The following is a 17,006-nucleotide window of genomic DNA, read 5'->3' on the forward strand; positions in this document are numbered from 1 at the left end:
TTGATTCCCTCGTCTGTCAGCGCGGGCGCGTGCCGAGCAGGGCGCCGCGATCCCGCAGCGCGCGCAGCAGGGCGATGCCCGCCTCGCGCAACCCGGGGGCGGTGCCGGCATGTTCCGCCAGCAGCGCGTCCAGGCATTCAAGACCGGACAATCGCTCGTTCGCTTGCAGGCGCGCGAACAGCAGCGCGCCGAGCGGGTCCAGCGCGTGGAACTCGACGCGGTCCTCGGCGTTGCGCAGCAGCAGGATCAGCGTCGGCTCGGCCGGTGGTTCGGCGGGACGGAATTCCGGGCCGATGCGGTGCACGGGCCAGCGGTACTGCAGCAGCCAGGCCAGCGGCGAAGGCACCGGCACGCCGCCGACGGGATCGCCGTCGGGATCGTGCGGCACGTCGGCGGCCTCGCGCTCGTCCAGCGCGAGGCGCGTCTCGGCGTACTCGTAGTGCGCCAGCTCGGGCAGGAACGGCGGATCGTCGGCGCCGCGCGTGGCGCGCGCCTCGAGATAGGCGATGAACTCGCCGCCGATCTCGTGGAACAGCGGCGAGCGCGCCGGGTGCTCGCGGTAGAAGTCGCGCACCAGGCGGCGCCAGGCGGCGTCATCGTGGAGCCGGCGGATCACCGGAAAGTTGGCGGCCAGCAGCGACTCGACGTTGTTGAAGAACAGCTCGCGGTACACCTGCAGGCGGCGATCCTCGATGCCGGGCGGCGCGGGGATGTTCTCCGGGTCGCGCAGGTGCGCGGCGAAGCGGTATTGCAGGGTGCGCGTGGCTTCAGGCGACAGCGGCATGGCGCGCCTCCGCGCGGCTCGTCTGCTGCAGCGCGCGCACGCGCGCGACCTCGTCCAGCAGCTCGGCCAGCGGCGGGAAGTTGAAGTCGCGCTCGAGCAGGGTCGGCACCGGGCCGAGGCGCCGGTAGGTGCGTTCGAGCAGTGCCCACACCGGATCGGCCACCGCCGCGCCGTGCGTGTCGACGATCAGGTCGGGCGCCTCGACGTAGTGGCCGGCGACGTGCAGGTAGGCGACACGCTCGAGCGGCAGCGCGGCGATGTAGGCGTCGGGGTCGTAGCCGTGGTTGATGCTGTTGACGTAGACGTTGTTGACGTCCAGCAGCAGGTCGCAGTCGGCTTCCGCCAGCACGGCGTTGACGAATTCGATCTCGCGCATCTCCGCGCCGGGGATGGCGTAGTAGGACACGTTCTCCACCGCGATGCGGCGGCCGACGATGTCCTGCGCGCGGCGGATGCGCGCGGCGACGCGATGCACGGCCGCTTCGGTGAACGGGATCGGCATCAGGTCGTAGAGCTGCGCGTCGTCCGCGCAGTAGGAAAGATGCTCGCTGTAGCAGCGCACCTGGTGAGCGTCGAGGAAGCCGCGCACGCGCTGCAGCAGGTCCTCGTCCAGCGGCGCCGGCCCGCCCAGCGACAGCGACAGGCCGTGGCAGACGAACGGATGGCGCTCGGTGAGCGCGCGCAGCGCGCGGCCGGGCTGGCCGCCGACGCCGATCCAGTTCTCCGGCGCGATCTCGAAGAAATCGACGGCCGGCGGCGCAGGCAGATCCTGCAGCGGGCCCAGCAGGGCCCGCCGCAGGCCGAGTCCGGAGCCTTCGACGGGAAAGCGCGGACTCACGGGGCGACTCAGTGCGTGCCGCCGCAGGAGCCTTCCTTCGCCTTCTGCTTGGCCTTGTCGCCGCCACAGGAGCCTTCCTTCGCCTTGGCCTTGTCGGCTCCGCAGGAGCCTTCCTTGCCCTTGGCCGCGGCCTTGTCGCCGCCGCAATGACCCTCGTGGGCCTTGCGCTTGGCGCCGCACTTGCCTTCGCCGCACTTGCCCTCTTCGTGCTTTGAGGTCTTGGTGCCGGCCTTCGACTCGGCCGGGGTGGCCTGGCCCTGGTCGCCCGAGGCCTGGGCCAGCATGTAGCCCGTGCCGAGCGAGCCGAGCTGGAAGGCGCTGGCGGCCGAGGCGTTCAGCGACAGGCCGCCGACCAGGGCGGCGCCGAGGGCGAGGGTGAGCGGTTTCACGTACGACTTCGACATGGTGGACTCTCCGATGAGCGGGTCCGCGCCCGCAGGGGTGCCGTCGTATGCACGGCGGATGACGTTTTCCTCCACCGTGCCATGAGGAAGACCTGCCACAGCAGGTTTCCGGCAAGCGCCGATGGCGGTCCTGGCGAACCGGCAGGCATGCTGGGTCTCCTCCCGTAGGCCGCATGCCGGATCGGCTGACTAGACCGGGGCGACACGCTAACCCTTACGCATTTCCGCGGACAGTTACGGACGTCATCTCCTGCGCCGAAACGTGCCGCGCCTGCGCCGAACCGCAAAGGCGTTGTCACCATTCCGTCATCGCACGCCAATCTGGCTGTCAAGAAAAAGCTGCATCCTGCCGCCGTTCACGAATACTTAACCGTTTGTGCAACGTCCATGGTCGCGCGGCAACCCCGGGCGCCCGGTAATCCAACAGGAGCGAGAAACTCATGCGCAAGACACTTCTGGCTGCGGCGACCGCCGCGGTGCTCGGTACGGCCAGCCTGGGCGCCCGCGCCGACGTCAACACCGTCGTCGGCGGCAAGATGTTCTTCGACCTCAGCAGCATCGACCAGAAGAACAACGGCACCAAGACCGCCAACGACGGCACCGGCTTCGACGTCAAGCGCTTCTACCTCACCGTCGACCACAAGTTCGACAACATCTGGTCGGCCAACCTGACCACCGACTTCAACTACGTCAGCAACGACGGCCAGACCAACCTGTTCGTCAAGAAGGCCTACCTGCAAGGCAAGTTCGATCCGCTGTTCATCGTGCGCGCCGGCTCCGCCGACCTGCCGTGGGTTCCGTACGCCGAGAACGTGTACGGCTACCGCTTCGTCGAGAACACCCTGATCGACCGCCTGAAGTTCGGCACCTCCGCCGACTGGGGCGTGCACGTGCTCGGCGGCAACGACAACTTCAACTACCAGGGCTCGGTGGTCAACGGCGCCGGCTACAAGAACCCGTCGCGCAGCAAGAACATGGACTTCGAAGGCCGCGTCGGCGCGCAGTTCGGCGGCTTCATGGCGGCGGTCGGCGGCTATTCCGGCAAGCTCGGCAAGGACACCCAGACCACGCCGGCGCTGCACACGGCCAACCGCACCGATGCGCTGCTCGCCTACAAGGCCGACATGTTCACCGTCGGCGGCGAGTGGTTCCAGGCGAAGAACTGGAACAACGTGCTGACCACGGCCACCGACAAGGCCGACGGCTGGTCGCTGTTCGGCAACGTCAACTTCAATCCCGACTGGTCGGCGTTCGCGCGCTACGACAAGGCCAAGCTCAGCAAGGACCTGAACCCCAGTCTCGAGGACAAGTACTGGAACGTCGGCGTGGCCTACAACGTGCGCAAGGGCGTGCGCCTGGCCTTCGTCTACAAGAACGACAAGCAGGACAGCAACACGGCCAAGCTGGACACCAAGGAGTTCGGCGTGTGGGGCGAAGTCGCCTTCTGAGCCCACCCGCCGCGATCGGCCATCGCAACGGAGCACGTTCCCAGGACGGGCGAACGGCAGGCGCAAGCCTGCCGTTCTTGTTTCCGCGCCCGGCGGTCGCCTGCGCGCAGGCGACCGCACCGACAGCCTGCCTGCGTCCGCGCAGCGGCGATGTGCTCATTCGCGCGTCTTCGCCTTGTACGCGCACAGATCGCGGATGGCGCACCGCGGGCAGTCCGGCTTGCGCGCCTTGCACACGTAGCGGCCGTGCAGGATCAGCCAGTGGTGCGCATCGCGGCGGAACTCGGCCGGCACCACCTTCAGCAGCTTTTCCTCGACCGCGCGCACGGTCTTGCCGGGCGCGAGGCCGGTGCGGTTGGCGACGCGGAAGATGTGCGTGTCGACAGCGATGGTCGGTTCGCCGAACGCGGTGTTCAGCACCACGTTGGCGGTCTTGCGGCCGACGCCGGGCAGCGCTTCCAGCGCCGCGCGCTCGCGCGGCACCTCGCCGCCGTGGCGTTCGATCAGCAGGCGGCAGGTCTCGAGGATGTTCTTCGCCTTGCCGTTGAACAGGCCGATCGTGCTGATGTAGCGCTTCAGTCCGTCCTCGCCCAGCGCCAGGATCTGCCGCGGCGTGTTGGCGACGGGGAACAGCTTGCGCGTGGCCTTGTTGACGCCGACGTCGGTGGCCTGCGCGGAGAGGATCACCGCCACCAGCAGCTCGAACGGCGTCGCGTACTCCAATTCGGTGGTGGGCTTGGGGTTCAGCTCGCGCAGGCGGCGGAACAGCTCGGCCACGTGCTCGCGCTTCATGCGGCCTCCGTGGAGGGAGGCCGCGTCGCGCGCAGGTCGCGGGCCTGCTTCGCCGCCAGCAGCAGCGCCAGCGCGAGGAACGCGCCCGGCGCCAGCGTCGCCAGGCGCAGGCCGCGCGCCTCGGCGAACGGGCGCAGCGCAAGCATGGGGGCGCCGAGCAGCGTGCCCGCGTCGGCGAACAGCGTGCCGCGGCCGAGCAGTTCGCGTGCGGCGCCGAGCGCCAGCAGCAGCGCACCGAGGCCGAAGCCCCATTGCATGCCGCGGCGCAGTTGCGCGAAAGCACCGGGCGCGGAAAACGTCGCTTGCCGCAGCAGCGCGCCGTGCGCGGCGATCAGCGGCACGAACAGCATGGCCGTCGGCGCGAGCGCCGGCCACCATGCGTCGATGATGCGCTGCGCGGCCGTCGCCGCCGCGGCGAACACCAGCAGCGCGGCCAGCAGGCGCGGGTTGCCGTTCAGGCCACGCTGCGGCAGCAGCGCGAGCACGAGTGTGGCCAGCGCTGCGACGAACACCAGTGCGGCGCTTAACACCAGACCCGTCGTGGCATCGCGGCATGCCGGCAGCAGCGGGCACAGGCCCAGCAGGGCTGCCGGCCAGACGTGGCCGGAAAGCGGGCCCGCGTCCGCGGCGGCCGGCGTGTCGTGCGGGGAGGGGGCAGGGGTCGGCATGACGGCGATTCTAGAGGAACGCCGCGGCCGCGCGGCTCGCGCATAATCGCCGGCACCGGCTGTTATCGACGAGAGGGTATGTCGTGGCGGACCGTTCGCGCGAGCGTTGGTCGCAGCACGTGACCGAGACCAGCAACGCGCTCGACCTCGAGCCGGGCGTGTTCGCCTGGGACGATCCGCGCCGCATCGCGCTGTCGCTGAAGCGGTCCGCCGAGCAGAGCCGCCGCCGCAAGAGCGCGCCGTTCCGCTCGGCGATGTCGATGCTCACCTTCTACATCAACCGCGCCGGCGCCCACCTGCCGGACGAGCGCCGCGCCTGCCTGGAGGCGGCCAAGGACGAGTTGCGCGCGCTGTACCGGCGGCCGCGGCGCGGGAGTCAAGGGCCTTCCGACGCGGATGGGCGCGGATGAACGCGGATGAGATCTCTGCTCTGTCGGCGTTGATCCGCACCCATCCGCATCGAAAAAGTATCTCGACGCACAGCCGCGTCATGGCGGCGCCGGCGCGAACAGGGCCGCACGGTTCGCGGCGTACCAGGCCAGCACCTTGCGCACCTCCTCGACCACCGCGCGCGGCGTGACGGTGGCGCCGGAGAACTGGTCGAAGTCGCCGCCGTCCTTGCGCACCTTCCAGCGCGCTTCCGGCGGATCGTGCAGCGAGCGGCCGGCGAAGCGGGCGAGCCAGCCGCCGCTGTCGAGCTGGCCGCCCAGGCCCGGCGTCTCGCGGTGTTCCAGCACGCGTACGCCGGTCAGCGTGCCGTCCCAGGCGATGCCGATGCGCAGGCGGATCGGACCGTTGTAGCCGTTCGGCGCGATCGCCTCGAGCACCAGCGCCGCGGGTCGGCCGTGCAGGCGCGCGCGGTAGACCGGCACCGCCGCGTCGCTGCCGAGCGCGCGATCGCGCACCTCGATGCGGTCGGCCAGCGGGTCGTTGTCGTACAGCGTCGGCGGCAGCACCTCGGCGAGCGCGGCGAGACGCTCGGCGCGCGCGGCGGCGGCGATGCGGTCGCGGGTCAGCCACCAGGCGCCGGCGATCAGCGCGGCGCTCGCCAGCAGCGCCAGCGCCAGCGCGGGTACGGGCGGGCGCGGCGCTTCAACCATGGCGCGCGTGTCCGTACGGACGTGGCGGCGTCAGCCGGTCCAGCAACGGCGCCGCGCCGTTCATGATCAGCACGGCGAAGGCGACGCCGTCGGGGTAGCCGCCCCAGCGGCGGATCGCCAGCGTCAGCGCGGCGACGCCGGCGCCGAACAGCAGGCGTCCGCGCGGCGTGGTGCAGCCGGTCACCGGATCGGTGGCGACGAACCACGCCGCCAGCATCAGCCCACCGCTGAACAGGTGTTGCAGCGGAAACGGATGCACATCGGGATCGGCCAGCCAGGGCGGTACGGTCAGCAGGACGGTCGCGCCCAGCACCGCCGCCGGCACGTGCCAGCGGATCACGCGCCGCCACAGCAGGAACAGGCCGCCCAGCGCATAGCCGCCGGCGATCCACTCCCAGCCCTCGCCGCCGAAGTCGCCGAACACCGGGTTGGCGTGGATCTCGGGCATGGTCGCGCCCTGCCGCGCCAGCGTGCGCAGCGTGTCGAGCGGGGTGGCCTGCGCCAGCGTGTCCCAGCCGAGGCCGGCCGGAAGGTGGCCGAGGAAGATCGCCGACAGCGTGTCGCCGAAGCCGAGCGCCTGCGTGGCCAGCGGCGCCGGCGGCAGCCACTCCGACAGCGCGCGCGGAAAACACACCAGCACCGTCGCGTAGCCGACCATCGCCGGGTTGAACAGGTTGTGGCCGAGACCGCCGTACAGATGCTTGGCCAGCACGATCGCCGCGGCCATCGCCAGCAGCGTGATCCACCACGGTGTCAGCGGCGGGATGCACAGCGCGTACAGCGTCGCCGTGACCGGCGCGGACAGGTCGCCGAGGAACGGCGCGGCCGGCACGCCGCGCAGGCGCAGCATCATCGCCTCGAAGCCGAGCGCGAACGCGCACGCCAGCGCGATCTGCACGAGCACGCCGGGGCCGAAGAACCCCGCGCAGGCGGCGATGCCGGGCAGCAGCGCCAGCAGCACGGCCGCCATCACGCCGCGCACGCGCGTCGGCGGCGGCAGGTGCGGCGCGCCGGCGGTGGGGAAGGTCCTCATGCGTCGCCCCCGGATTCGCCGCCGGGCGGGGGCACCCGCTTCCTCGCGCGGCCGCGCGCGATCGCCGCCAGCACGGCGTCCTTGCTGATCGGCGGCGTCGGCGCCTGCGCGGCGGCGAGTTCGGCGCGCCGCGCCGCCGAGCGCTGCAGGCGTTCCTCGCGCTCGCGCGCCAGCCGCGCCTCGCGGGCGCGGTAGCGTTCGCGCGCGGCGTCGGCGTTAGCGCGCGCCGCGGCCTGCGCGCGCAGCTCCGCCTTGCCCCGGCGGAACCAGTCGACCAGCGGGATGTGCGAGGGGCAGGCGTAGGCGCACAGCCCGCATTCGATGCAGTCGGCCAGCGCGTGCGCCCGCGCTTCGGCGGTGTCGTCGGCGCGCAGGTCGGCGAGCAGCTGCAGCGGCTGCAGCCGCGCCGGGCACACGCGCGCGCACTCGGCGCAGCGGATGCACGGCAGTTCGGGCGCGGCGTCGCGCAGGTCGTGCTCGGCCAGCACCAGCACGCAGTGGGTGGCGGCGCTCGCCGGCACGTCGTCGTGCGGCAGCGCGACGCCCGTCATCGGCCCGCCGGCCAGCAGGCGCGCGGCGCGCGCGGTGTAGCCGCCGGCCTGTTCGACCAGCCACGCCAGCGGCGTGCCGAGGCGCACTTCGAAGTTGCCCGGCTCGACGACGCCGGCGCCGGTGACGGTGACGATGCGCGCGGTCAGCGCCTCGCCGCGCGCCACCGCGCGCCACGCCGCCGCGGCGGTGGCGACGTTGTGGCAGACGATGCCGAGGTCCTGCGGCAGTCCGCCGGACGGCACCTCGCGGCCGGTCAGCGCCTGGATCAGCTGGCGCTCGCCGCCCTCGGGATAGCGCGTCGGCACCGCGGCCAGCGCGGCGCCTTCGAACGGCGCTGCGTGCAGCGCGCTTTCCAGCGCGGCCAGCGCTTGCGGCATCGCCTCCTCGACGGCGATGAAGGTGCGCGCCGCGCCCAGCACGTGCGCCAGCAGCGCCGCGCCGGCGACGACTTCTTCGGCGCGCTCGCGCAGCAGCGCCTCGTCGCAGGCGACGTAGGGCTCGCATTCGGCGCCGTTGACGATCAACGTCGGCTGCGCGCCGGCGAGCTTGGCCGCGCTGGGGAAAGCGCCGCCGCCGAGGCCGACGATGCCCGTTTCGCGCAGGCGTTCCAGCAGCGCCGCGCGCGGTGCGTCGCGCCAGTCCTCGATCGGCGGCAGGCGTTGCTCGTCGTCGGCGCCGTCCGGCTCGATCACCACGCACGGGCCGGCGCGCGCGTCGGCATCCGCCAGCGGGCGCGCTTCGACGGCGAGCACCGTGCCCGAAGTCGAGGCGTGCACCGTCGTGCCGTGCGCGCCTTCGATGCGGCCGATCACCTCGCCGCGGCGCACGCGTCGGCCGGGTGCGACCACCGCGCGCGCGGCCATGTCGGCGCGCGCCGCCAGCGGAATCGCCAGTTGCGGCGGCAGCGGGCACGGCCGGATCGGCCGCGCCAGCGCGGCCTGCTTGCGCAGGTCGAGCCGCATGCCGCCATGGAAGCGATGGATGCGCATGGACGGCGATTCTCGCAGGTCGCGCTAGGACGCGGCGACCTGCGTGCGTGCCGCCGCCCCGGGGCGCGGCGGCGGCGTCCGGCCTTCCACCGGCGCCATCGCGATGCAGTCGACCGGGCAGGCCGGCACGCACAGCTCGCAGCCGGTGCACAGATCGCCGACCACGGTGTGCATCAGCCTGGAGGCGCCGACGATGGCGTCGACCGGGCAGGCCTGGATGCACTTGGTGCAGCCGATGCAGACGTCCTCGTCGATCAGCGCCACGGCCGGCGGCTTCTCGCGGCCGCAGGCGGGATCGATCGGCTTGGGCGCGCGGCCGAGCAGGTTCGCCAAGGCGCGCACTCCGGCCATGCCGCCGGGCGGACAGCGGTTGAGGTCGGCCTCGCCGCGCGCCAGCGCTTCCGCGTAGGGGCGGCAGCCGCCGTAGCCGCACTGGCCGCACTGCGTCTGCGGCAGCAGCGCGTCGATGGCATCGGCGGTGACCGGCGCCCGCGCCGCGCGCAGTCGGCGCTCCGCGCAGCGCAGCGCCAGCGCGAACGCGGCGCCGACCAGGACCAGCGTCAGCAGTGCGGCGAACATCAGCCCATGCCGGCGAAGCCGAGGAAGGCCAGCGCCAGCAGCGCGGCGGTGACCAGCGCGATCGGCGCGCCGCGGAACGGCGCCGGCACGGGTGCGGCAGCGAGGCGCGCGCGCATCGCCGCGAACATCAGCAGCACCAGACCGAAGCCGAGGCCGGCACCGAGGCCGAGCGCGACGGCGCCGACGAAGTCGAGCGGGCGCGTGGCAGCCAGCAGCGCCGCCGCCAGCACCGCGCCGTCGACGCCGAGCAGGGCGGGGCGCAGCTCCGCGGCGGTAGCCAGTGCCGGCGTTGCGCGATGAAGCAGGCGCGCGACCGCCACCGCCAGCCAGGCCGCCAGCAGGATCAGCGCGAACGGCCGCAGGAACGCCGCCTGCAGCGGCTGCAGCAGCGCGCGCTCGACGATCCAGCCGGCAGCCGCGGCGAGGGTCAGCGTCAGCGTCGCGACCAGCGCGCGCGCCGCCGCCGGCGCCAGCCGCGGCGGCGCATCCAGCCACGGCTCGACGCCCAGCATGCGCGCCAGCACGAAGTTGTCGGCCAGCGCGGCGCCGATCAGGATCAGCACGAAGTCGGTCATGCGGCAAGCGGCGGGTGCGGTTCGCGCGATTATAGGCGCCGCCGCCGGCGCGCCCGCGTTGCCCGCGGGCGCTTGCATGGCGACAATGGCGCCCCCATCCAGAAAGCCCCCACCGAGGACCGAACCATGCTCGACCCCATCACCCGCCTCGACGAGGGCGCGACGGCCGAGGCGGCGGAGAAGAAGTCGCCCGACATCGAGCAGCGCCTGTTCAAGGCGCGCACCATCCTGATCTACGGCGGCATCAACCAGAAGCTGGCCGAGCGCGTCACCGCGCGGCTGCTGGCGATGCAGGCCGAGAGCGACGCGCCGATCACCATCTTCATCAACAGCCAGGGCGGCCACGTCGAATCCGGCGACACGATCTACGACATGATCAAGTTCGTGAAGCCGGAAGTGCGCATCATCGGCACCGGCTGGGTGGCCAGCGCCGGCGCGCTGATCTACTCCGCCGCGCAGCGCAAGAACCGCTACAGCCTGCCGAACACGCGCTTCATGCTGCACCAGCCGTCCGGCGGCGCCGGCGGCACCGCCAGCGACATCGAGATCCACGCCCGCGAGATCCTGCGCATGCGCGAGCGTCTCGACCAGATCTTCGCGCGCGAAACCGGCCAGCCGCTGGAGTGCGTCTCCCGCGACACCGAGCGCGACCACTGGATGACCGCCGCCGAGGCGAAGGAATACGGCCTGGTCGGCAGCATCATCGGCAGCGCCAACGAACTGCCGTGACATGACGGCCGCGTCCGACCCCGGGCGCGGCCGCTCGCTGCGAGCCAGGATTACTTGACCGGCATGCCTGCTGCGGCGCCGCCGTCGACGTCGAGCAGGAACAGCTCGCTGCCGCCGGTGCCGGCGGACAGGATCATCCCTTCCGACACGCCGAAGCGCATCTTGCGCGGCGCCAGGTTGGCGACGAACACGACGTGGCGGCCGACCAGCTTGTCCGGCTCGCCGTAGGCGGCGCGGATGCCGGAGAAGATCTGGCGCTTGCCCAGCTCGCCGGCATCCAGTTCGAAGCGCAGCAGCTTGTCCGAGCCTTCGACGAACTCGCAGGCCAGCACCTTGCCGATGCGCAGGTCGAGCTTGGCGAAGTCGTCGATGCCGATCGTGGCAGGGGCTTCGGCGGCGGACGGCGTAGCGGGCTTGGCGGTGTCGTTCATCGGCTTCTTCTTGGCTTGCGGAGCCGCGGCAGGCGCGGCGGGTTGCAGCGATTCCTTCGAGGCTTCGACCATGGCTTCGATCTGCTTGGGGTCGATGCGGGAGAGCAAGTGTTCGTAGGAGCGGATCGACTGCGGCAGGCGACGCACGTCATCGAACGACGTTTCTCGCTCGATGCCGAACAGGTGTGCCGCACGGGCGGCGAATGCCGGCATGATCGGACGAAGATAAAGGCTCAGCACATAGAAGCACCACAAGCTATCCGAGCAAACCGCCTGCAATGCGCCGCGTTGCCTCTCGTCCTTCGCCAGCAACCACGGCTTGATGCGATCCCAACGTTGGTTGGCGTAGTCGGCAATGCGCATCGCTTCGCGCACGATTTCGCCGAAGGCGCCCTCCGCGAACAGCCGTTCCGCCGAGTCGCGGAAGGCACGCGCGGCGAGCACGGCAGGAAAATCTTCCGGCACTTCTGAATACGCGGCCAGCTTGCCGTCGAAGTACCTGGTGACGAACCCCGCCGCGCGGCTGGCGATATTGACGAACCTGCCCACCAGATCCGCATTGACGCGCGCGGCGAAATCCTCGAGGTTGAGGTCGAGATCCTCGACGCCGCCCGAGCTCTTGGCGGCGAAGTAGTAGCGGAGGAATTCCGGATTCAATCCCGCGTCGAGGTAGGTGCGCGCCTGGATGAAGGTGCCGCGCGACTTCGACATCTTCGCGCCGTTCACCGTCAGGTAGCCGTTGACGTGCAGGGCGGTCGGCACGCGGTGGCCGGAACCGTGCAGCATCGCCGGCCAGAACAGGCCGTGGAAGTTGGTGATGTCCTTGCCGATGAAATGGTGCAGCTCGGTGTCGCTGCCCTCGCGCAGGAACTCGTCGAAGCTGGCGGACGAAAGCCCGCGCCGCTTGCCTTCGTCGCTTTCGCACAGCGCCTTGAAGCTGGCGAGATAGCCGATCGGCGCGTCCAGCCAGACGTAGAAGAATTTGTCGGTCGTGTCCGGGATCGGGAAGCCGAAGTAGGGCGCGTCGCGCGAGATGTCCCAGTCGCGCAGGCCGCCGTCCAGCCATTCGCGCAGCTTGGCCGCGACGCCCGGATGGGCGACGGCTCCGCCGGTCTTGCGGCCTTCCAGCCATTCGCGCAGCAGCCCCTCGAACTTCGGCAGCTCGAAGAAGTAGTGCTCGGAATCGCGCAGCTCGGGCGCGGCGCCCGACACCACCGAGTAGGGGTTGATCAGGTCGGTCGGCGCGTAGGCCTTGCCGCAGACCTCGCAGTTGTCGCCGTACTGGTCGGGCGAGCCGCAGTTGGGGCAGGTGCCCTTGATGTAGCGGTCCGGCAGGAACATCTGCCGCACCGGATCGTACATCTGCCGGATGGTGCGCTTGGCGATGTAGCCGCCCTCGCGCAGCGCCAGGTAGATCTTTGTCGCCAGCTCGCGGTTCTCGGCGCTGTGCGTGCTGTGGTACCAGTCGAAGTCGACGCCGAACGCGGCGAAGTCGCGCTCGTGGCTGACCTGGATCTCGCGGATGAAGTCCTCGGGCGCGACGCCGGCCTTCTCGGCGGCGAGCATGATCGGCGTGCCGTGCGCGTCGTCGGCGCAGACGAAATGCGTCTCGCGGCCCATCATGCGCCGCGCGCGCACCCAGATGTCGGCCTGGATGTAGCCCACCAGATGGCCGAGGTGCAGATGGCCGTTGGCGTAGGGCAGGGCGCAGGTGACGAGGGCGCGGCGGCTCATGCGGGCTCCGGTACGGCGACGAATCGCGGATTATCGCATGGCGCGGCGCGGGGCATGCGGGGAGCGGACCCGGGGACGGCGGCGGCAGTCCCACGCTCCCGCCATTCCGGCGCAAGCCGGAATCCGGTGAAGCGCGTCGCGCGAAGCGCGCGAAACGGGCTTTGTGCGCTACGCGCGGTGTTTCGACCGGATTCCGGCTTGCGCGGAACGACGAGGGGCGTTGCGCCGATCCCGAGCCCCGCCGTTACCGCTCCCGCTCCCAGATCTGCGTGCGGCCCAGCAGCGAGAAGCCGATGAAGCCGCGCACCTTCAGCTTGGTGCCGCCGTCGATCAGGGCGATCTTGCAGCCGTAGGTCTTGCCGTTCTTCGGGTCGAGGATGTGGCCGCCGTCCCAGACGTCGTCGTCGCGGCGCATGTCCCACATGATGGTCATGCCTTCGACCGGCTTGTTGTGGCGCGCGCCCTCGCACTTGTCGCAGATGGGGTGCGGACCCTGGTCGGACTGCAGCACCTGCAGCACCTTGCCCTCCAGCACGCCGTTGTGTTCGGTGATCTCGACCAGCGACTTCGGCTTGCCGGTGACGTCGTCGATGGTCTTCCACACGCCGACCGGCGAATCGTTGGCGGCGAACGCGTAACCGGCGACGACGAGACAGACCGCGGCGAACCCGCCGCGTAGCAGCTTGCGCATGACCTCCCCTCCCATACGGTGGCGCACGTCGAGCCTGCCGCCGCGCGCGATGGGCGTCAAGCCTGACCCCGGTCAGGGCGCGGCGCGCGCGCCGCTGCTGGCATAATGCGGGGTTGCGACAGGAGTACGACGCATGGCGCAGGTGAACGAGGCACGGGTCCGCGAGCTGCTGGCCGGGGTGGTCGATCCCCACACCGGGCAGGACCTGGTGGCGATGGGCGCGGTGCGCGCGATCGGCGTGGACGGCGCGCGCGTGTCCGTGGACCTGCTGCTCGGCTACCCGGCGCGCAGCGTGCACGCGGCGCTGGCCGCGCAGGCGAAGGCGGCGCTGGAGGCCGATCCGGCGATCGAGGCGGCCAGCGTGTCGGTCGGCTCGCGCGTGCAGGCGCACAAGGTGCAGGGCAAGCTGGCGCCGATGCCCGGCATCAAGAACATCATCGCCGTGGCCTCGGGCAAGGGCGGCGTCGGCAAGTCGACGGTGGCCGCCAACCTGGCGCTGGCGCTGGCCGCCGAGGGCGCGTCGGTGGGCGTGATGGACGCCGACATCTACGGCCCCAGCCAGCCGCGCATGCTCGGCGTCGAAGGCAAGCCGACCTCGCCGGACGGCAAGAGCATCGAGCCGATGCGCAACCACGGCCTGCAGGTGATGTCGATCGGCTTCATGGTCGGCGAGGACACGCCGATGATCTGGCGCGGGCCGATGGTCACGCAGGCGCTGACCCAGCTCCTGAACGACACCCGCTGGCAGGACCTCGACTACCTGGTGATCGACCTGCCGCCGGGCACCGGCGACATCCACCTGACGCTGTGCCAGCGCGTGCCGGTCTCCGGCGCGGTGATCGTCACCACGCCGCAGGACATCGCCCTGCTGGACGCGAAGAAGGCGCTGAAGATGTTCGAGAAGGTGGAGGTGCCGGTGCTCGGCATCGTCGAGAACATGTCCACCCACGTCTGCTCGAATTGCGGCCACGAGGAGCACGTGTTCGGCGCCGGCGGCGGCGAGCGCATGGCCGCGCAGTACGGCGTGCCGCTGCTGGGTTCGCTGCCGCTGGACATCCGCATCCGCGAGCAGGCCGACGGCGGCACGCCGACGGTGGCGGCGATGCCCGCATCCGACCTCGCCGCGCGCTACCGCGAGATCGCCCGCAGGACCGCCGCGCAGTTGTCCCTGCAGGCGCGCAACAAGGCGATCCAGTTCCCCAAGATCGTCATCGCCAACACCTAGGACGGGTCGTGGCCCGCCGTCGCGCCGGCCGGTTTCGCCGTCGCTGCGACGCACGGACCCGGGCAGGAGCAAGCCGGCGCGGAGATGGCGGGCCGAGGCCCGCCCTACCAAAGCCGCGCGGGTTTGCGCCACAATCGCCGGCGGCCGCTCGCGGCCGTTCCCCCCCGAAAGCCACCGCCGGCGGCCGCGGCCGCCCCAGAGGGCGCATGAGCATCAAATCCGACAAGTGGATCCGCCGCATGGCGGAGCAGCACGGCATGATCGAGCCGTTCGAGCCCGGCCAGGTCCGGCACAACGGCGGCGACAAGCTGATCTCGTACGGCACGTCCAGCTACGGCTACGACGTGCGCTGCGCCGACGAGTTCAAGGTGTTCACCAACATCAACGCCACCATCGTCGATCCCAAGGCGTTCGACAGCCGCAGCTTCGTCGACGTGAAGTCGGACGTGTGCATCATCCCGCCCAACTCGTTCGCGCTGGCCCGCACCGTCGAGTATTTCCGCATCCCGCGCAAGGTGCTGACGATCTGCCTCGGCAAGAGCACCTACGCGCGCTGCGGCATCATCGTCAACGTGACCCCGCTGGAGCCCGAGTGGGAAGGCCACGTGACGCTGGAGTTCTCCAACACCACGCCGCTGCCGGCGAAGATCTACGCCAACGAGGGCGTGGCGCAGATGCTGTTCCTCGAGTCCGACGAGGAGTGCGAGGTGAGCTACAAGGACCGCGGCGGCAAGTACATGGGCCAGCGCGGCGTGACCCTGCCGCGTACCTGAACGGGCGCGCGGCGCGCTGCGCATCGCCGGCGCGCGCATGTACACTGCGGGTTTTCGCGGCCGGGCCGGCCCCGGCCGGCGCCCGCCGCGGGCGATCCGAAGCATCCAGAGGCAGGAGCAATCCGCGATGAAGTCCCTGAACCGCATCCTCCGTCCGTTCGCCGCCGCCGTCGCCTGCGGCCTGCTGCTGGCGCTCGCGGCTTGCGGCCCGATCCGCCGCGGCGGCAAGGAAACCGTGGACGTGCCCGCGCATTACGACATGGTGATCGCGGTCGCCAAGGACAACCAGTTCAACCTCGATGGCGCGATCCTCAACATCGACGACCTGATCGGCCACTTCCGCTACCTGGAAGACCAGAAGCAGCTGCCGAAGACCGTGCTGCTGAAGGACGGCGAGGACGCCAAGGTGAAGGACGCGCAGATCAACGCCTTCGCCAGCCTGCAGGTCACCTTCGGCTTCACCGGCTACATCGAGCACAAGGGCAGGCTGACGCTGCTGAAGGCGGTGGCGAGCCCCGAGGACGAAAAGCGGAAGTGAGTGCGGTGGGGCGGGAAATGCGGGAGTGAAGCCGGCCGCGGCGACCGTCGCCGACGTTTCCCGCTCTTTCTTTCCTCCCGCTCCTCACCCTCGAGCGCTCGCGCTCTTTCCTACGCCGTGGCGCCGGCCGCGATGCGCGCGTCCTCGCGCGTGGTCAGCGCCACGCGCACCAGCAGGCGCAGCGCGCGCAGCACGTCCTCGCGCGCCATGCTCGGCGCGTCCCGGTGGCGCACCGCCTGTTCCGGCAGATAGGGGATGTGCACGAAGCCGGCGCGCACGCCGCGCCGGCGCGCGGTCTGGTGCATCAGGCCGTAGAACACGTGATTGCAGACGTAGGTGCCGGCGGTCTGCGAGATCTCCGCGGGGATGCCCGCGCGCTGCAGCGCGGCCAGCATGGCCTTGATCGGCAGCGTGCTGAAGTACGCCGTCGGCCCGTCCGCGACGATCGGCCGGTCCACCGGCTGCAACCCTGCGTTGTCGGGGATGCGCGCGTCGTCGACGTTGATCGCCACGCGCTCGATGGAAATGCGTGAGCGCCCGCCGGCCTGGCCCACCGCCAGCACCAGCGCGGGCCGGTGCGCGGCGATCGCGCGGCGCAGCTCGACGAGCGAACGGCCGAACTCGGTGGGCAGTTGCGCGGCGGCCACGCGATGACCCGCGATGCGCGCGCCATGCAGCGCATGCACCGTCTCCCACGAGGGATTGAGCGGCTCGCCGTCGAACGGATCGAAGCCGGTCAGCAGCACGCAGGGCAAGCGCTTCGTCATCGGAACACCAGCAGGTACATCAGGGCCAGGTTGACCGCCAGCAGCGCCAGCGCGGTCGGCACCTGCATGCGGATCACGCCGTGCTGGTCGTCCAGTTGGAGCAGCGCGGCGGGGACGATGTTGAAATTGGCGGCCATCGGCGTCAGCAGCGTGCCGCAGTAGCCGGTCAGCATGCCGAGCGCGCCCAGCGCCGCGGGGTTGGCGCCGTGGCGGCCGATCAGCAGCGGCAGGCCGATGCCGGCGGTCAGCACCGGGAACGCGGCGAAGGCGTTGCCCATGATCGCGGTGAACAGCACCATGCCGAGGCCGTAGGCGAGCACGCAGGCGAGCCGGCTGTCGACCGGGATCGCGGCGGC

The 17,006-nt window shown here is 71.2% G+C and carries 20 protein-coding genes; 6 read left to right on the top strand and 14 right to left on the bottom strand.

Annotation, left to right across the window (positions count from 1 at the left end; genetic code table 11):
* Window positions 1–16: 16 nt before the first annotated feature.
* The 3 genes from MBSD_RS03770 to MBSD_RS15715 are packed head-to-tail and all read right to left on the bottom strand — an operon-like array spanning window position 17 to window position 2,026.
* Window positions 17–784 carry an HvfC family RiPP maturation protein gene (locus tag MBSD_RS03770; RefSeq protein WP_062535196.1) on the bottom strand — a complete coding sequence of 256 codons (768 nt, stop codon included), beginning with the start codon at window positions 782–784 and terminating at the stop codon, window positions 17–19.
* Entirely contained in the window at window positions 768–1,622 is an 855-nt protein-coding gene (locus MBSD_RS15710) for an HvfB family MNIO-type RiPP peptide maturase (RefSeq protein ID WP_062535199.1), read from the bottom strand. The genes MBSD_RS03770 and MBSD_RS15710 overlap by 17 nt, the downstream gene beginning before the upstream one ends.
* An 8-nt stretch (window positions 1,623–1,630) precedes the next feature.
* A complete protein-coding gene (locus MBSD_RS15715; protein ID WP_062535200.1) occupies window positions 1,631–2,026 on the bottom strand; it encodes an HvfA family oxazolone/thioamide-modified RiPP metallophore in 396 nt (131 codons plus the stop codon).
* 440 nt (window positions 2,027–2,466) lie between these two features.
* On the opposite strand from MBSD_RS15715, the gene MBSD_RS03785 reads away from it, so the two are divergent.
* Complete coding sequence (locus MBSD_RS03785; protein WP_062535202.1) at window positions 2,467–3,474, top strand: porin; 1,008 nt, start codon at window positions 2,467–2,469, stop codon at window positions 3,472–3,474.
* A gap of 156 nt (window positions 3,475–3,630) precedes the next feature.
* Here MBSD_RS03785 and nth read toward each other — a convergent pair whose 3' ends face one another.
* The gene (gene nth / locus MBSD_RS03790; RefSeq protein ID WP_062535204.1) at window positions 3,631–4,266 is read right to left on the bottom strand and encodes an endonuclease III; all 636 of its coding nucleotides are present in this window, start codon (window positions 4,264–4,266) and stop codon (window positions 3,631–3,633) included.
* Complete coding sequence (locus MBSD_RS03795; RefSeq protein WP_062535206.1) at window positions 4,263–4,934, bottom strand: Rnf-Nqr domain containing protein; 672 nt, start codon at window positions 4,932–4,934, stop codon at window positions 4,263–4,265. Before MBSD_RS03795 ends, nth begins: the two co-directional genes overlap by 4 nt.
* An 83-nt stretch (window positions 4,935–5,017) precedes the next feature.
* Here MBSD_RS03795 and MBSD_RS03800 point away from each other — a divergent pair, with 83 nt between their 5' ends.
* Complete coding sequence (locus MBSD_RS03800) at window positions 5,018–5,344, top strand: DUF3175 domain-containing protein (RefSeq protein ID WP_082306455.1); 327 nt, start codon at window positions 5,018–5,020, stop codon at window positions 5,342–5,344.
* 78 nt (window positions 5,345–5,422) lie between these two features.
* Here MBSD_RS03800 and rsxG read toward each other — a convergent pair whose 3' ends face one another.
* Genes rsxG through MBSD_RS03825 form a run of 5 tightly spaced genes read right to left on the bottom strand, consistent with a single transcriptional unit; the run spans window position 5,423 to window position 9,762 of the window.
* Window positions 5,423–6,034 (bottom strand): electron transport complex subunit RsxG, encoded by a 612-nt coding sequence (gene rsxG, locus MBSD_RS03805; protein ID WP_062535210.1) that lies wholly within the window; start codon window positions 6,032–6,034, stop codon window positions 5,423–5,425.
* On the bottom strand, window positions 6,027–7,067 hold the full coding sequence (locus MBSD_RS03810) for an RnfABCDGE type electron transport complex subunit D (RefSeq protein ID WP_062535212.1): 1,041 nt from the start codon (window positions 7,065–7,067) through the stop codon (window positions 6,027–6,029). The genes rsxG and MBSD_RS03810 overlap by 8 nt, the downstream gene beginning before the upstream one ends.
* The gene (gene rsxC / locus MBSD_RS03815; RefSeq protein WP_062535214.1) at window positions 7,064–8,608 is read right to left on the bottom strand and encodes an electron transport complex subunit RsxC; all 1,545 of its coding nucleotides are present in this window, start codon (window positions 8,606–8,608) and stop codon (window positions 7,064–7,066) included. The genes MBSD_RS03810 and rsxC overlap by 4 nt, the downstream gene beginning before the upstream one ends.
* Before the next feature lie 24 nt (window positions 8,609–8,632).
* Window positions 8,633–9,187, bottom strand: a complete 555-nt coding sequence (gene rsxB / locus MBSD_RS03820; protein WP_062535216.1) for an electron transport complex subunit RsxB — start codon at window positions 9,185–9,187, stop codon at window positions 8,633–8,635.
* The gene (locus MBSD_RS03825) at window positions 9,187–9,762 is read right to left on the bottom strand and encodes an Rnf-Nqr domain containing protein (protein ID WP_062535218.1); all 576 of its coding nucleotides are present in this window, start codon (window positions 9,760–9,762) and stop codon (window positions 9,187–9,189) included. Before MBSD_RS03825 ends, rsxB begins: the two co-directional genes overlap by 1 nt.
* Window positions 9,763–9,888: 126 nt before the next feature.
* Here MBSD_RS03825 and MBSD_RS03830 point away from each other — a divergent pair, with 126 nt between their 5' ends.
* The gene (locus tag MBSD_RS03830; protein ID WP_062535220.1) at window positions 9,889–10,491 is read left to right on the top strand and encodes an ATP-dependent Clp protease proteolytic subunit; all 603 of its coding nucleotides are present in this window, start codon (window positions 9,889–9,891) and stop codon (window positions 10,489–10,491) included.
* 50 nt (window positions 10,492–10,541) lie between these two features.
* Here MBSD_RS03830 and metG read toward each other — a convergent pair whose 3' ends face one another.
* A complete protein-coding gene (gene metG, locus MBSD_RS03835) occupies window positions 10,542–12,656 on the bottom strand; it encodes a methionine--tRNA ligase (protein WP_062535222.1) in 2,115 nt (704 codons plus the stop codon).
* A 244-nt stretch (window positions 12,657–12,900) separates the two neighbouring features.
* On the bottom strand, window positions 12,901–13,347 hold the full coding sequence (locus tag MBSD_RS03840) for a DUF2147 domain-containing protein (RefSeq protein ID WP_062535224.1): 447 nt from the start codon (window positions 13,345–13,347) through the stop codon (window positions 12,901–12,903).
* Between the two features lie 133 nt (window positions 13,348–13,480).
* On the opposite strand from MBSD_RS03840, the gene apbC reads away from it, so the two are divergent.
* From apbC to MBSD_RS03855, 3 genes are all read left to right on the top strand, one after another.
* The gene (gene apbC / locus MBSD_RS03845) at window positions 13,481–14,572 is read left to right on the top strand and encodes an iron-sulfur cluster carrier protein ApbC (protein ID WP_062535229.1); all 1,092 of its coding nucleotides are present in this window, start codon (window positions 13,481–13,483) and stop codon (window positions 14,570–14,572) included.
* Between the two features lie 206 nt (window positions 14,573–14,778).
* The gene (dcd, locus tag MBSD_RS03850) at window positions 14,779–15,345 is read left to right on the top strand and encodes a dCTP deaminase (protein ID WP_062535232.1); all 567 of its coding nucleotides are present in this window, start codon (window positions 14,779–14,781) and stop codon (window positions 15,343–15,345) included.
* A gap of 127 nt (window positions 15,346–15,472) precedes the next feature.
* The gene (locus MBSD_RS03855) at window positions 15,473–15,883 is read left to right on the top strand and encodes a hypothetical protein (RefSeq protein WP_062535234.1); all 411 of its coding nucleotides are present in this window, start codon (window positions 15,473–15,475) and stop codon (window positions 15,881–15,883) included.
* 110 nt (window positions 15,884–15,993) lie between these two features.
* Here MBSD_RS03855 and pcp read toward each other — a convergent pair whose 3' ends face one another.
* Both pcp and MBSD_RS03865 read right to left on the bottom strand, forming a co-directional pair.
* Entirely contained in the window at window positions 15,994–16,650 is a 657-nt protein-coding gene (pcp, locus tag MBSD_RS03860; protein ID WP_201797449.1) for a pyroglutamyl-peptidase I, read from the bottom strand.
* Window positions 16,647–17,006 (bottom strand): 5-oxoproline transporter, DUF979 family subunit (locus MBSD_RS03865; protein ID WP_114693197.1); only part of this gene is annotated, 360 nt, incomplete at its 5' end. The genes pcp and MBSD_RS03865, both read right to left, overlap by 4 nt.

This window comes from Mizugakiibacter sediminis (genome assembly GCF_000953855.2).
GTDB lineage: Bacteria > Pseudomonadota > Gammaproteobacteria > Xanthomonadales > Rhodanobacteraceae > Mizugakiibacter > Mizugakiibacter sediminis.